The 13,093-nt window shown below is 65.9% G+C and carries 12 protein-coding genes; 3 read left to right on the top strand and 9 right to left on the bottom strand.

Features of this window, described 5'->3' with window-relative positions; all coding sequences use genetic code 11:
* Window positions 1-9: 9 nt before the first annotated feature.
* Window positions 10-1,230, bottom strand: a complete 1,221-nt coding sequence (locus CRJ03_RS14225) for a phenylacetate--CoA ligase family protein (RefSeq protein WP_104019530.1) — start codon at window positions 1,228-1,230, stop codon at window positions 10-12.
* A gap of 121 nt (window positions 1,231-1,351) precedes the next feature.
* On the opposite strand from CRJ03_RS14225, the gene CRJ03_RS14220 reads away from it, so the two are divergent.
* Complete coding sequence (locus CRJ03_RS14220; RefSeq protein WP_104019529.1) at window positions 1,352-2,203, top strand: hypothetical protein; 852 nt, start codon at window positions 1,352-1,354, stop codon at window positions 2,201-2,203.
* A gap of 6 nt (window positions 2,204-2,209) precedes the next feature.
* Here the strand turns inward: CRJ03_RS14220 and CRJ03_RS14215 are convergent, their stop codons facing one another.
* The 8 genes from CRJ03_RS14215 to CRJ03_RS14180 form a co-directional block, all read right to left on the bottom strand.
* Window positions 2,210-3,034 (bottom strand): ABC transporter ATP-binding protein, encoded by an 825-nt coding sequence (locus CRJ03_RS14215; protein ID WP_104019528.1) that lies wholly within the window; start codon window positions 3,032-3,034, stop codon window positions 2,210-2,212.
* A gap of 128 nt (window positions 3,035-3,162) precedes the next feature.
* A complete protein-coding gene (locus tag CRJ03_RS14210; protein ID WP_104019527.1) occupies window positions 3,163-4,449 on the bottom strand; it encodes an ABC transporter substrate-binding protein in 1,287 nt (428 codons plus the stop codon).
* 98 nt (window positions 4,450-4,547) lie between these two features.
* Window positions 4,548-5,624, bottom strand: a complete 1,077-nt coding sequence (locus CRJ03_RS14205; RefSeq protein ID WP_104019526.1) for a branched-chain amino acid ABC transporter permease — start codon at window positions 5,622-5,624, stop codon at window positions 4,548-4,550.
* A 1-nt stretch (window position 5,625) separates the two neighbouring features.
* The gene (locus CRJ03_RS14200; RefSeq protein ID WP_104019525.1) at window positions 5,626-5,880 is read right to left on the bottom strand and encodes a hypothetical protein; all 255 of its coding nucleotides are present in this window, start codon (window positions 5,878-5,880) and stop codon (window positions 5,626-5,628) included.
* A 5-nt stretch (window positions 5,881-5,885) separates the two neighbouring features.
* Window positions 5,886-6,872 (bottom strand): branched-chain amino acid ABC transporter permease, encoded by a 987-nt coding sequence (locus CRJ03_RS14195; protein ID WP_104019524.1) that lies wholly within the window; start codon window positions 6,870-6,872, stop codon window positions 5,886-5,888.
* 38 nt (window positions 6,873-6,910) lie between these two features.
* Complete coding sequence (locus tag CRJ03_RS14190) at window positions 6,911-7,336, bottom strand: hypothetical protein (protein ID WP_104019523.1); 426 nt, start codon at window positions 7,334-7,336, stop codon at window positions 6,911-6,913.
* Complete coding sequence (locus CRJ03_RS14185; protein ID WP_104019522.1) at window positions 7,329-8,150, bottom strand: ABC transporter ATP-binding protein; 822 nt, start codon at window positions 8,148-8,150, stop codon at window positions 7,329-7,331. The genes CRJ03_RS14190 and CRJ03_RS14185 overlap by 8 nt, the downstream gene beginning before the upstream one ends.
* Window positions 8,147-10,120, bottom strand: a complete 1,974-nt coding sequence (locus CRJ03_RS14180) for an AMP-binding protein (RefSeq protein ID WP_104019638.1) — start codon at window positions 10,118-10,120, stop codon at window positions 8,147-8,149. Before CRJ03_RS14180 ends, CRJ03_RS14185 begins: the two co-directional genes overlap by 4 nt.
* A gap of 359 nt (window positions 10,121-10,479) precedes the next feature.
* Here CRJ03_RS14180 and CRJ03_RS14175 point away from each other — a divergent pair, with 359 nt between their 5' ends.
* Together CRJ03_RS14175 and CRJ03_RS14170 are read left to right on the top strand one after the other, a co-directional pair.
* Window positions 10,480-12,378 (top strand): hybrid sensor histidine kinase/response regulator, encoded by a 1,899-nt coding sequence (locus CRJ03_RS14175; RefSeq protein ID WP_104019521.1) that lies wholly within the window; start codon window positions 10,480-10,482, stop codon window positions 12,376-12,378.
* Entirely contained in the window at window positions 12,375-13,091 is a 717-nt protein-coding gene (locus tag CRJ03_RS14170; RefSeq protein ID WP_104019520.1) for a response regulator transcription factor, read from the top strand. Before CRJ03_RS14175 ends, CRJ03_RS14170 begins: the two co-directional genes overlap by 4 nt.
* Window positions 13,092-13,093: the final 2 nt, after the last annotated feature.

Here is a 13,093-nt window from a genome sequence, read left to right as displayed (position 1 = left end):
TCTACTAACTCACTCGTAATTGCGCAAATCCTCGATCACCTTGCCATCATTGGGCAGGCTGCCCGGCGGCACGATCTCGATCCGGCCCTTGAGCTTGAGCACCTCGCTCACCGCCCCGGCATAGTGATCGGCCTCACCGCCCGTGGCCTCGATCCGCACGGTCATCACGTCCGCCTCGCCCTCGCGGCTGGCGATCACGCGGGCGCGCCCGATCCCGTCATGACGCGCCACCAGTGCGGCCACCTGCTCGGGGCGCACGAACATGCCCTTGATCTTGGTGGTCTGGTCGGCGCGGCCCATCCAGCCCTTGATGCGCATGTTGGTGCGGCCGCACGGGCTTGTCCCCTCCATCACCGCGCTCAGGTCGCCGGTGGCAAAGCGGATCAGCGGATAATCGGGGTTGAGCGTGGTCACCACCACCTCGCCGACCTCGCCATGCGGGACCGGGTCGCCGGTGCCGGGGCGCACGATCTCGACGATCACGCCCTCGTCCACGATCATCCCGTCCTGCGCGGCGCTTTCATAGGCGATATTACCCAGGTCGGCGGTGGCATAGCATTGCAGGCAGGCGATGCCGCGCTCGGCATATTCGGCGCGCAGCGACGGAAACAGCGCGCCGCCCCCCACCGCCGCCTTGGTGATGTTGAGCGCGAGGCCCATCTCGTCCGCCTTGTCGAGGATCACCTTCAGGTAATCGGGCGTCCCGGCATAGGCGGTCACGCCCACGTCATGCGCCGCACGCGCCTGCAACTCGGTCTGCCCGGTGCCCGCAGGCAGCACCGCCGCGCCCACCGCCCGCGCCCCGTTCTCGAAGATCATGCCGGCGGGCACGAGGTGATAGGAAAAGCAGTTCTGCACGATATCGCCCGGCCCCACGCCACAGGCATGCAGGAACCGGCCCACCCGCCACCAGTCATGGCTGTCGCCGCCCGGCTCGTAGATCGGGCCGGGCGACTGAAAGACATGGGCGAAACCATGCGCGGGCCGCCCGGTCAGCCCGCCGAAGGGGGCCGCCGCGCCCTGCGCGCGCCCCAAATCGGACTTGCGCAGCACCGGCAGCGTGGCGAGCGCGCCCGCATCCGTTACCCGCGCCGCCTCGACCCCGTCGAGCGCGCCGGCATAGCCGGGCAGGGCTTGCGCGCGGGCGATCTGTTCGGGCAGGGCGCGGGCCAGCGCCTCGGCCCGGGCTGCGCTGCTGCGCGTCTCCAACTCGTCGAAATACTGGGTCATCGCGTCATCCTCTGCCTGCCGCCTTACGTTGCGACAGCTTGACCAATTGTTTGAAACCGGCGTTCGGCGCATAAACGGTGCTCTTTTGTATACCGACACATATCTTGCCCGAGGCCCTGCCATGACGCCCCCGACAGACGCACCCGCGGCGCTCGACGATGCCGCACTCGACCGCCGGATCGCCTTTCACCCTGACATCCAGGTGATGGAGGTCGATTTCTCGGGGCTCCATTTCGAGGATTCCGCCACCGTCAACCGGGTCTACGACCGGCTCGAGGCACGCATCGGCGACACCGGCGAAGACCTCTGGTTTTTCCTCGTCAACCTCAACGGCACCCGCATCGACCCGGCGGCATGGATCGCCTATTCGCGCCGCGGCCGCGCGCTCAACTACGCGCATTCTATGGGCTCGGTGCGGTTCGACGCCTCCGACGAGACGCGCCGCCAGATCGAACGCGCCGCCGATACCGAAGCCTTTGACCCCAACCTGTGCCTGACCCGCGAGGCCGCGCTCGAACGCCTCGCCGGTTTCCCCAGCACGCGGCGCAAGCGCGTGATCCGCCCCCCCAGCCACAGCGACGAAGAGATCGCGCGCAGGATCAGCTTCGATCCCGGGCGGCGCATCATGGAGGCGGATTTCTCGGATTTCACCTTCCATCACGGGCGCGATGTCGATCACGTCTACGACCATATCGAGGCCCGCATCCGGGAAACCGAGCGCAAGTGGTTCTTCCTCGTCAACCTCAACGGTTGCCGGATCCTGCCCGCGGCATGGGTGCGCTACGCGCATCGCGGCAAGCGGCTCAACGAGGCGGCATCGCTTGGATCGGCGCGGTATGCCGCGGGGTCCGAGACCGAGCAGGACATCCGCCTGCGCGCCGAAAGCCAGGGCTTCCGCCCCAACATCCGCAACACGCGGGCCGAGGCGCTCGATCTGATCGAGGAGATGCGGGCCGAGTTGTTGCAAGGCTGATCCTCCTCAGCTCAGCCACCGCTTGCGACGGCGATAGCTGCGCACGTCGCGGAACGATTTGCGCCCCTCGTCTGACACGCCGAGATAGAATTCCTTGACGTCCGGGTTCTCGCGCAGCGCGGCGGCGGGGCCGTCCATCACCACGCGCCCCGATTCCAGGATATAGCCGTGATGCGCGAACCGCAGCGCCACGTTGGTGTTCTGCTCGGCCAGAAGGAAGGTATATCCCTCCTTTTCGTTCAGCGACTTCACGATCTCGAAAATCTGTTCCACCAGTTGCGGCGCCAGCCCCATCGACGGCTCGTCCAGCAGGATCGTCTCGGGCCGCGCCATCAGCGCGCGGCCGATCGCGCACATCTGCTGCTCGCCGCCCGAGGTATAGCCCGCCTGGCTGCGGCGGCGCTCCTTGAGGCGCGGGAAATAGTCATAAACCATCTCGAGATCGGCATCGAGCTCGGCCCGGCCAATGCCCCGGGTATAGGCCCCGGTCAGCAGGTTTTCCTCGATGGTCAGGTGCTCGAAACAGTGCCGCCCCTCCATCACCTGCACCACCCCCATCTTGACGAGATCGGAGGGCAGCAGATCCTGCACCCGCTCGCCGCGATAGCGGATCGTGCCCTTGGTGACCTCGCCGCGCTCGGATTTCAGCAGGTTGGAAATGGCCTTGAGCGTGGTGGTCTTGCCCGCGCCGTTACCGCCCAGAAGCGCGGTGATCCCGCCCTTGGGCACCTTGAGGCTGACGCCCTTCAGCACGAGGATCACGTGATTGTAGATCACCTCGATATTGTTGACCTCGAGAAGCGCCTCGTCGGTCTTTCCTGCATCCAGCATCGCCCAGGCTCCGTTTCATCAGGCCGCGCCAGCCCCGTCTCAGGGCACGCGTCCCGGTTTCTTCTTGGCAAAAATACTCGGGTCGTCCGGCCGCCGCAGGGTCGCGGCGGCCGGACATGGCGAGGGCTTCAGCAGCCCGGTTCGATGCCGTTCTCAGCAGCGAATGCGGCGCTGTCCTCGGCCACGAGCATCGAAATGATCTCCTGATCCGACTGGTAGTAATCGGTGATCAGTTCGAACTCGCCCGCCTCCGCGTTCCACTGCGACACGGCGCCAAAGCCGTTGCCGCCGTGGTTCTCGCAGGACACGCTGAACTCCGGGCCGAAATTCGGAAGCCCCAGCGCGGCCATCTTCTCTTCGGTCATTTCGAGGTTCTCCATGCCGTCGCGCATCTGAGCGGCATTGATCGTGGCGGTGCCGTGCATTTCCTGCGCGGTCTTGATCGCCTCGGCGGCCAGCATCGCGGCATACATGCCCCGGTTATAGAGCACGGTGCCGATCTGGTCGCCCGCGCCGGCGGCATTGCCGGAGTCGACGACATATTCCTGGATGTCGTCATAGACCGGGTAGTCGTCCCCGAGGTTGTGGAAAGCCAGCGCCTTGTAGCCGTCGGCCTTGTCGCCCGCCGCCTTCACGTCGTTCTCGGAGCCGGACCACCAGATGCCGATGAACTGGTCCATCGGAAAGCGGATGTTGACGGCCTCCTGGATGGCGACCTGGTTCATCACGCCCCAGCCCCACATGATCACGTTGTCGGGCTTTTCGCGGCGGATCTGGAGCCATTGCGACTTCTGCTCCTGGCCGGGGTGATCCACCGGCAGCAGCGTCAGCTCGAAGCCGTGCTTTTTCGACAGCTCTTCGAGCGTCCGGATCGGCTCCTTGCCATAGGCAGAGTTGTGATAGACCAGCGCGATCTTGCGCCCGCTGATATCACCGCCATTCTCGTTGAGGATATGGGTAATGGCGTGGCTCGCCCCGTCCCAGTAGTTGGCCGGGTAGTTGAACACCCACTTGAACACCGCGCCGTTCTTGGCCGAGGTGCGCCCGTAGCCCATCGTGTGAAGCGGGATGCCGTCGGCGGTGGCCTTGGGAATGAGCTGATAGGTGATGCCGGTCGAGAGCGGCTGGTAGACCAGCGCGCCGCCGCCTTCGCCCTTGGTGGCCTCGTAGCACTCGACGCCCTTCTCGGTGTTGTAGCCGGTCTCGCATTCCACGAGGTTGATCTTTTCCCCGCCGATGCCGCCGTCACGCTCGTTCAGCAGCGTGAAATAATCCTGGTAGCCGTCCGAGAACGGGATGCCGTTCGCGGCATAGGGGCCGGTGCGATAGCTGGTATCGACGACGGTCAGATCGGCGAGCGCCGGTCCTGCCACCATCGCCGCCGCCAGCGCGGTTGCCATGAGTTTCTGTTTCATCGGTCTTATCCTCCCTTGGTTTATCCGATGTCTTTCCTTGAACGCGATCTCCTGCGCCCAATCGCGTAGGGTGGGTGCCAACCCACCGATGGCCCGCCCTAGTGCGGGAAGGGCCAAAGCCTCAGTTTCTCCTTCGCCACGCGCCACAGTTGCGCCAGCCCGTGCGGCTCGGCCACCAGAAACACGATGATCAGCGAACCCACGATCATCAGTTCGAGATGCGCGGCGAGGTCCGTCGGCCAGCCGAGCGTGCCCACCAGCGTGTTCTTCAGCAGGACCGGCAAGAGCACGAGGAACGCCGCCCCCGCAAAGCTGCCAAAGATCGAGCCGAGCCCGCCGATGATGACCATGAACAGCACCAGGAACGACTTGTTGATGCCGAACGCCTCGCCCACCTCGACAGCACCCAGATAGACGGCAAAGAACAACGCGCCCGAGATACCCACGAAAAAGCCCGACACGGCAAAGGCCGACAGCTTGGCCTTCAACGGGTTCACCCCGATGATCTCGGCGGCGATGTCCATGTCGCGGATGGCCATCCACTTGCGCCCCGCCATGCCGCGCGTCAGGTTGCGCGCGATGAGCGCCGAGGCCGTCACGAAGACGAGGCAAAAGAGATAGGCCGCCCACGGCGCGGTTTCCGCCCCGGTGATCGGAACGCCCGCGATGGTGCGCTCGGGCGCGCTGATCTGGCCCGAGGCCGAATAGTTGTAGAACCACGGCACCCGGTTGAACAGCCACACCAGGAAGAACTGCGCCGCCAGCGTCGCCACCGCGAGGTAGAACCCCTTGATCCGCAGCGATGGCAGGCCGAATAGCACGCAGACCGCCGCCGTGATCCCGCCCGCGAGGATGACGTGGAAGAAGATGCTCACCTCGGGAAAGGACGTCATCAGCTTGTAGACCGCATAGGCCCCCACCGCCATGAACCCGCCGGTGCCGAGGCTGACCTGCCCGCAATAGCCCACGAGGATATTCAGCCCGATCGCCGCGATCGCGTAGATCAGGAACGGCAGGAACACCGCGTTCACCCAGTAATCGTCGATGACCAGGGGCACCACGGCAAAGGCCGCCACCAGCACCGCGTAATAGCGGTAGCGGTCGAACTTGATCGGGAAGGTCTGGCTGTCGTCGGTATAGGAGGTCTTGAAATCTCCAGCCTCGCGGTAAAACATCTCAGAGAACCTCCCCATGGATTTCGTCGTCGTCGCGCTTCTCGGCGCGGTTTGCGGGCTTGGCATATCCCGTCGCCTCGGAGTGGCGCACCAGCCAGAAGAAGGCGAGCATCCCCACGCCCCCTCCCAACGCGGCGAGCAGCGCGGCGGTGACCATCTGCCCGGTATTATCGACCCGCGCCGTCAGCGCGAGATAGCCGAAGGCCCAGAACCCGGCCCAGGCGATCACGTTGAGGATGGCAATCAGTTTCTGCATACCCCTCACACCCTCTCGATGATTTTCTCGCCGAACAAACCTTGCGGCCGAAAGACGAGGAACAGAAGCGCCAGCACGTAAGCAAACCAGTTCTCTGTTGCGCCCCCCACCATCGGGCCGATGGCGAACTCGAACAGCTTCTCGCCCACCCCGATGATGAGGCCGCCGACGATGGCGCCGGGGATCGACGTGAACCCGCCCAGCATCAGCACCGGCAGTGCCTTGAGCGCGATCAGCGACAGCGAGAACTGCACGCCAGATTTCGTGCCCCACATGATGCCCGCGACCAGCGCGACAAAGCCCGCCAGCGACCACACCATCACCCAGATGAAGTTGAGCGACACACCCACCGACAGCGCCGCCTGATGGTCGTCGGCCACCGCGCGCATGGCGCGGCCATGCTTGGAATACTGCGCGAAGATCACCAGCGCGATCACCAGAAGCGCCGCCACGAATGTCGCCCACAGGTCGAGATTGTCGATAAAGAACCCGTAGCCGAAGATGCCGTAGGTGACCTCGTCAATCACCGTGTTGATGCCCTGCGGCAGGCCCACGTCGAGCTTCTTGATGTCGGCGCCCCACATGATGTCGCCGAACCCTTCGAGGAAATAGGCAAGGCCGATGGTGGCCATGAACAGGATGATCGGCTCCTGCCCGACGAGGTGGCGAAAGATGAAATGGTTGACCGCCCAGGCCAGCGCCACCATCACCACCATCGTCAGCAGGATCGCGGCCAGCGCCGGGACGTGCCAGCCGAAATGGTGAATATCGGTGCCGAAGACGGCATTGATGAGGTGGCTGAACGGCACCTGTCCGTCCATGATCCCCACCAGCGTCAGCGCGGCAAAGAGCGCGAGCACGCCCTGCGCGAAGTTGAAGATGCCGCTCGCCTTGAAGATCAGCACGAAGCCTAGCGCCACGAGCGCGTAGAGCACCCCGGCCATGAGGCCGTTGAGAAACACCTCCATCGCGAAAATCAACTGGTCAGGCATGGTCTGCCTCCTCTCCCATTGCGCGCGCTCGCGTCGTGTCAGGCTTCAAGGTACGTCTCCACGATCCGCAGGGTGATGCCCCCGTCCGCATTGGTTTTCTGCACTTCGAGCACCGGCTCGATCCACAGGTGGCTGTGCCAGCGGCCCGTGGCCACGGGCACGTAGCGCCCCGCATCCACCGCCGCCGTGATCCAGGTGTCGAACCCTGGCACCGGCGCGCCCTCGGGGTCGCGCACCGCGCAGGCCCGCATCCCGCCCTCGGGGGCGGTTTCGACCGCGAGGGTTCGACCCTCGGTCAGCGCGTAGCGCACGACATCCCCGTCACGCGCGCCCGTCCCCAGCCCGGCCACCACCGGCGGCACCTGGTTTTCCAGCGCCGACAGGCAGCGTGTCTCGAAATCCGCCCACGCCCCGGCATGGGCCGCGGCGGGCAGCAGGAGCGCGAGGCCGAGCGCCCTAATCATGCGCCACCCCCAGGTAGGCGTCGATCACCGCCTGGTTCTTGCGCACCTCGTCGGGCGAGCCGTCGCCGATCTTCTTGCCGTAATCCATCACCACGACCCGGTCGGACAGGTCCATCACCACGCCCATGTCGTGCTCGATCAGCGCAATCGTTGTGCCAAACTCGTCGTTCACGTCGAGGATGAAGCGGCTCATGTCCTCCTTCTCCTCGACGTTCATCCCCGCCATCGGCTCGTCCAGCAACAGGATCGACGGCTCGGCGGCCAGCGCGCGGGCAAGCTCCACCCGCTTTTTCAGGCCATAGGGCAGGCGACCCACCGGCGTCTTGCGGATGTGCTGGATTTCGAGAAAGTCGATGACCTTCTCCACTGCCGCGCGGTTCTCGGTCTCCTCGGCTTCCGCGCGGCCCTTCCACAGCGCCTGCGCGAACATCCCCGCGCTCATCTGCCGGATACGGCCGGTCATGACGTTGTCGAGCACGGTCATCCCCTCGAACAGCGCGATATTCTGAAAGGTGCGGGCGATGCCCTGTTGCGCTACCTGGTAGGGTTTCATGTGCGGGCGCTTTGCCCCCTTGTACCAGACCTCGCCCTCCTGCGGGTTGTAGAAGCCGCTGATCACGTTGAGCATCGACGACTTGCCCGCGCCGTTGGGCCCGATGATCGCGCGGATCTCGCCCTCGCGGATATCGAAACTGATATCCTCGATCGCCACCACCCCGCCGAACCGCAGGGTGATGTTGCGCATCTCCATCAGCACGCCGCCGATCTTGCGGCCGTCCTCGGTGGTGTAGCCCTCTGCGTCCATGTCCTTCATTCCGCCGCCACCTTCGCTGTCTGCTCCACCGCGACCTGCACCGGCACGATCTTCAGCGTCGCCGAAATGCTGCCCTTGCGCCCGTCCTCGTAGGTCACCTCGGTGGTGGTATAGACCTCCTCGGACCCGTCATAGAGTGCCACCAGCAGGTCCTCGAACTTCTCGGAAATCACGCCGCGGCGCACCTTGCGCGTGCGCGTCATCTCGCCATCGTCGGCATCCAGCTCCTTGTGCAGCACGAGGAAGCGGTGCACCTGGCAATGCGACAGCATCGGGTCGTCGGCGAGGCTGCGGTTCACCTCCTCGACATGGTCGCGGATCATCTCGAGCACCTGCGGGTGCCCTGCCAGCTCTTGATACGAGGCATAGCCGATATTGTTGCGCTCGGCCCAGTTGCCCACCGCCGCCAGGTCGATATTGACGAAGGCGGTGCATTCAGAGCGATCATTGCCGAACACCACCGCCTCTAGGATGTTGGGGTAGAACTTGAGCTTGTTCTCCACGTATTTCGGCGCGAACAGCTTGCCGTCGGCCATTTTACCGACGTCCTTGGCGCGGTCGATGATCCGCAGGTGGCCCGATCCCTCCTCGAAGAAGCCGGCGTCGCCGGTGGCGACCCAGCCTTCCGCGTCCTTGGTCTTCTTCGTGCTTTCCTCGTTCTTGTAGTAATACTCGAACGTGCCGGCCCCGCGATAATAGACCTCGCCATTGTCGCCGATGCGCACCTCCACGCCGGGGGCGGGCACGCCCACCGTGTCGCTGCGCACCTCGCCATCGGGTTGCAGGGTGATGAAAACGCTGGCCTCGGTCTGGCCGTAGAGCTGCTTGAGGTTGATGCCGAGCGAGCGGTAGAAATCGAAGATTTCCGGCCCGATCGCCTCGCCCGCGGTGTAACCCACCCGCACCCGGCCAAGGCCCAGCGTGTCCTTCAGCGGGCCATAGACGAACAGGTTGCCCAAGGCATAGCGCAACCGGTCCATGCCGCCGACCTGCTTGCCATCGAGGATGTCGGGGCCCACCCGGCGCGCGACGGCCATGAAGTGATCGAACAGCCATTTCTTGAACCGGCTGGCATCCTCCATGCGGATCATCACGTTGGTAAGCTGCGTCTCGAACACGCGCGGCGGGGCAAAGTAATAGGTCGGCCCGATCTCGCGCAGGTCGGTCTGCATGGTCTCGGGCGATTCCGGGCAGTTGACGCAGAACCCGCACCAATAGGCCTGCCCGATGGAAAAGATGAAATCGCCCACCCATGCCATCGGCAGGTAGGCGAGCACCTCTTCGTCGCGGGTCAGGTTGTCGAATTCCGCCGAGGATTTCGACGCCTCGATGATGTTGCGATTGCTCAGCACCACGCCCTTGGGCTTGCCCGTGGTGCCAGAGGTATAGAGCATCACGCACACGCTGTCGTAATCGAGCTTGTCGCGCCGCGCCTTGAGATCCTCGATGAACTCGTAATAGGCCGCGCGCCCCTGCTCCTGAATGTCGATGAAGCGGTGCAGCTTGTGGTGGTCGTATTTGCGCAGGCCCCTGGGGTCGATATAGATGATGTGCTCAAGCTGGTGCAGCCCTTCCTGCACCTCGATCAGCTTGTCGACCTGCTCCTGGTCCTCGACGATCGCAAAACGCGCGCCGCAATGGTCCATGACATAGGCCATCTCGTCGGCAGCGGCATCCTGGTAGAGTGGCACGGGAATCGCGCCCACCGATTGCGCGGCAACCATGGACCAGTAGAAATGCGGCCGGTTGCGCCCGATGATGGCGATGAAATCGCCCTCGTCCACGCCCAGGTTTATCAGCCCCAGCGCCAGCGCCTCGATTTCCTTCTCGGCCTCGGCCCAGGTCCAGGTCTGCCAGATGCCGTATTCCTTTTCGCGATAGGCGTGGCGGCCCGCGAAACGACTGGCGTTGCGTTGCAAGAGCGCCGGAATGGAGCGCGCCCCATCCGCCGCTGGTGACGGCTGTGCCAAATTTTTCTCCTCCCTTATACCCGCATCCTCCATGCGGGCCGCGCCCCTGCGCGCGATTCTTCTTGCGTCAAGGGTGCGCGAATATTGCTGGCGGTCAACTTTTTCCTGAACATGTCGCAATCCTTACGAATTGTTACCGCGCGGGAACGGTCTTTGCGACCCCCGCGCGCGGTGCTAGGGGAGAGGGGGTAGGGACAGGATGAGGGGTACGGCTTGGTGGGCACGCAAACCTCCTGGCATCCGGCGATGAGCCGCGCGCCCGCCCGTCCGGGCGGTCGGGCGCTCGCGCGGCGGCGTGCAGGCACGCCTTGTTCCGCGCGGGGGAACACCCCCGCCCCGCCCCCCGGAGACTAGCCCCCATGCCGACCGACCACGACGCCATGACGATGGCCGGGCTGAACCTCATCCAGCAGGCGCTCACCATCTATGACCGCGACCTGCGGCTGGCCGTCTGCAACCGCCGCTTCCAGGAAATGTTCGCCCTGCCCGATGCGCTGGTGACGCCCGGCGCGGATTTCGCCGCCACCATCCGCTACCTCGCCCGGCGCGGAGATTACGGCGACGTGGGCTGTGTGGAGGATTTCGTCGCCGAGCGGGTCGAGACCGCCCGCGCCTTCGAGCCGCATTACATGGAGCGCACCCGCGCCAATGGCCGCACCATCAGCGTCGAGGGCACGCCGTTGCCGCAGGGCGGGTGGGTGACGGTCTATACCGACATCACCCCCGCCAAGCGGCAGGAGGCATTGCTGCGCGCCCGGTCGGAGGAGTTGTCGGACCAGATACTCGCCTATTCCGAGGACCTCGCCACCGCCAACCGCGAGCTTCAGGCCACCATCACCGCGCTCGAAGAGGCCAAGCGCCAGATCACCGAGGCCGAGGCGCGCACGCGGCTGACCGCCGAGATGATGCCCGCCCATATCGCCCATGTCGGGCACGACCGCCGCTATACCTATTCCAACCGAAGGCTGACCTCGGTGATGCCGGGCACGCGCACCGACCCGATCGGCGTGGACGCCGCCGATGTGTTCGACCCCGGGACATGGGCGGTGATCGGCCCGCACCTCGATCGTGCCTACGCAGGCGAGCCTGCGGTGTTCGAATTCACCCACCCGCCAAGCTCGCATCGCATCCGCGTGGCGCTCACGCCCGACCCGATCTCGGGCGGCGTCTACATCCTGTCGATGGACATCACCCGCGAGAGCCAGGCGCGCGCCGCACTCCAACAGACCAAGCGGCGCGAGATGGCGGCACAGCTCACCTCCGGCCTCGCGCATGATTTCTCCAACCTGTTGACGATCATCCTTGGCATGCAGTCGCGGCTGGCGCGGATGGGGGTGCCTGCCGAGGCGCGCGAACTGATCGACGCCACGCTGGCGGCGGCACGGCGCGGCGGCGGATTGCTCGGGCGCATCGCCGACATGACCGGCCCGCGCGAGCACGAGCCGGTGCCCACCGATCTCGCCGCCTTCCTCGCCGATCTCGACACGCTGGCGCGCTCGGCGCTGCCTTCGGGAATCGCCTTCGCCATCGACACGCAAGGGGCAGGGGGGCGCTACCTGCTCGACGCGGGCATGTTGCAGGATTCGCTGCTGAACCTCGTGCTCAACGCCCGCGACGCCTGCGGCAGCCGCGGCCGGGTCACCCTCACCGTCCGCCCGGTGCAGGAAACATGGCTGGAATTCACCGTCGGCGATACCGGCCCCGGCTTCTCGCCCGAGGCGCTCGACCACGCGCTCGACCCGTTCTTCACCACCAAGGGCGGCGAGGGCTCGGGGCTCGGCCTGTCGATGGTCTACGACATGACCAAGCTCGCCGGCGGGCGCATCATCCTGGGCAACACCGATGCCGGCGGGCGCGTCACGCTGCGCCTGCCGCTTCGCCCCGCAGGCGACGCGCGCCCCCCCGGCCTCGTGCTGCTGGTCGAGGACAGCCCCGACCTGCGCTCGGCCTTGCGCGACATGCTGCGCGGCGCGGGCCACAGCGTGATCGAGGCGGCGAGCGTGGCCGAGGCCGCCGATATCCTCGCCGACCTGCCCGAGATTTCCGCCATCCTGTCGGATATCGTGCTGGAGGGCAGCGCGACGGGGATCGACCTCGCGCGCCTGCCCCGTCCCGGCGACTGTCCGCTGGTGCTGATGACCTCGCTGCCGCCCGACGACCCGCTCCACCGCGCCGCCGCGGACGTGGCCCCGGTCCTGCGCAAGCCGTTCACCGCCGCGCAGCTCGACGCCGCCCTTTCCACCGGAGACCACCCATGACCGCCCCCGCCGCAAACGCCCCCCTCGTGACGATCCTCGATGATGAGCCCGCGATCCGCACCATGCTCGCCGAGGCGCTGGAGGAGGCGGGCTTTCGCACCATGGCGTTCGGCCGCGCGACCGAGTTCGAGGCAGCGCTCAGGCAGGCGAGCCCCGATGTCTGCCTCGTCGACCTGTCGCTGCCCGACCGCGACGGCCTCGGCCTCGTGCATCGGCTGGCGCTGGAACAGGGGGCGACGGTGATCATCATCTCGGGCCGCGCGCAGGTGCAGGACCGCGTGACCGGGCTGGAGCTTGGGGCCGACGACTACATCATCAAGCCGTTCGACCCGGCCGAGGTGGTGGCCCGCATCCGCGCCCGCCTGCGCCGCGGCACGCCCAGCACCCAGACCGGCGAGGTGGCGCACTTCAACGGCTGGGCCGCGCATTTCGACCGCTACGTGCTCGAGGATGACAGCGGCGCGGAAACCCCCTTTTCCCATGCCGAGGGCGAGGTGCTGCGGCTGTTCCTAGAACGGCCCAAGCGGCTGATTTCCCGTCAGGCGATGCAGGAGGCGCTTGGCGGCGCCGCGGGCGACAGCTTCGACCGCGCGATGGACGTGCGTATCTCGCGCCTGCGCACCAAGCTGCGCGAAGACCCCCGCAACCCGCGCCTGATCAAGACGATCTACGGCGCGGGGTACATCTTCCTCGGCGATGTCCGCTGGGGGTGATC

The sequence above is a fragment of the Roseovarius nitratireducens genome, from assembly GCF_002925845.1.
In the GTDB taxonomy this organism is placed as follows: domain Bacteria; phylum Pseudomonadota; class Alphaproteobacteria; order Rhodobacterales; family Rhodobacteraceae; genus Roseovarius; species Roseovarius nitratireducens.
Note: the sequence above shows the minus strand (reverse complement) of the source record. Positions and strands in the feature narration are given on the sequence as shown.

Bases quoted from the DNA above. Each gene is read 5' to 3' on its own strand.
- CRJ03_RS14200 (WP_104019525.1), bottom strand. From the start codon at position 5,880: ATGCAGAAACTGATTGCCATCCTCAACGTGATCGCCTGGGCCGGGTTC.
- CRJ03_RS14175 (WP_104019521.1), top strand. From the start codon at position 10,480: ATGCCGACCGACCACGACGCCATGACGATGGCCGGGCTGAACCTCATC.
- CRJ03_RS14220 (WP_104019529.1), top strand. From the start codon at position 1,352: ATGACGCCCCCGACAGACGCACCCGCGGCGCTCGACGATGCCGCACTC.
- CRJ03_RS14210 (WP_104019527.1), bottom strand. From the start codon at position 4,449: ATGAAACAGAAACTCATGGCAACCGCGCTGGCGGCGGCGATGGTGGCA.
- CRJ03_RS14215 (WP_104019528.1), bottom strand. From the start codon at position 3,034: ATGCTGGATGCAGGAAAGACCGACGAGGCGCTTCTCGAGGTCAACAAT.
- CRJ03_RS14170 (WP_104019520.1), top strand. From the start codon at position 12,375: ATGACCGCCCCCGCCGCAAACGCCCCCCTCGTGACGATCCTCGATGAT.
- CRJ03_RS14225 (WP_104019530.1), bottom strand. From the start codon at position 1,230: ATGACCCAGTATTTCGACGAGTTGGAGACGCGCAGCAGCGCAGCCCGG.
- CRJ03_RS14205 (WP_104019526.1), bottom strand. From the start codon at position 5,624: ATGTTTTACCGCGAGGCTGGAGATTTCAAGACCTCCTATACCGACGAC.
- CRJ03_RS14185 (WP_104019522.1), bottom strand. From the start codon at position 8,150: ATGAAGGACATGGACGCAGAGGGCTACACCACCGAGGACGGCCGCAAG.
- CRJ03_RS14190 (WP_104019523.1), bottom strand. From the start codon at position 7,336: ATGATTAGGGCGCTCGGCCTCGCGCTCCTGCTGCCCGCCGCGGCCCAT.
- CRJ03_RS14195 (WP_104019524.1), bottom strand. From the start codon at position 6,872: ATGCCTGACCAGTTGATTTTCGCGATGGAGGTGTTTCTCAACGGCCTC.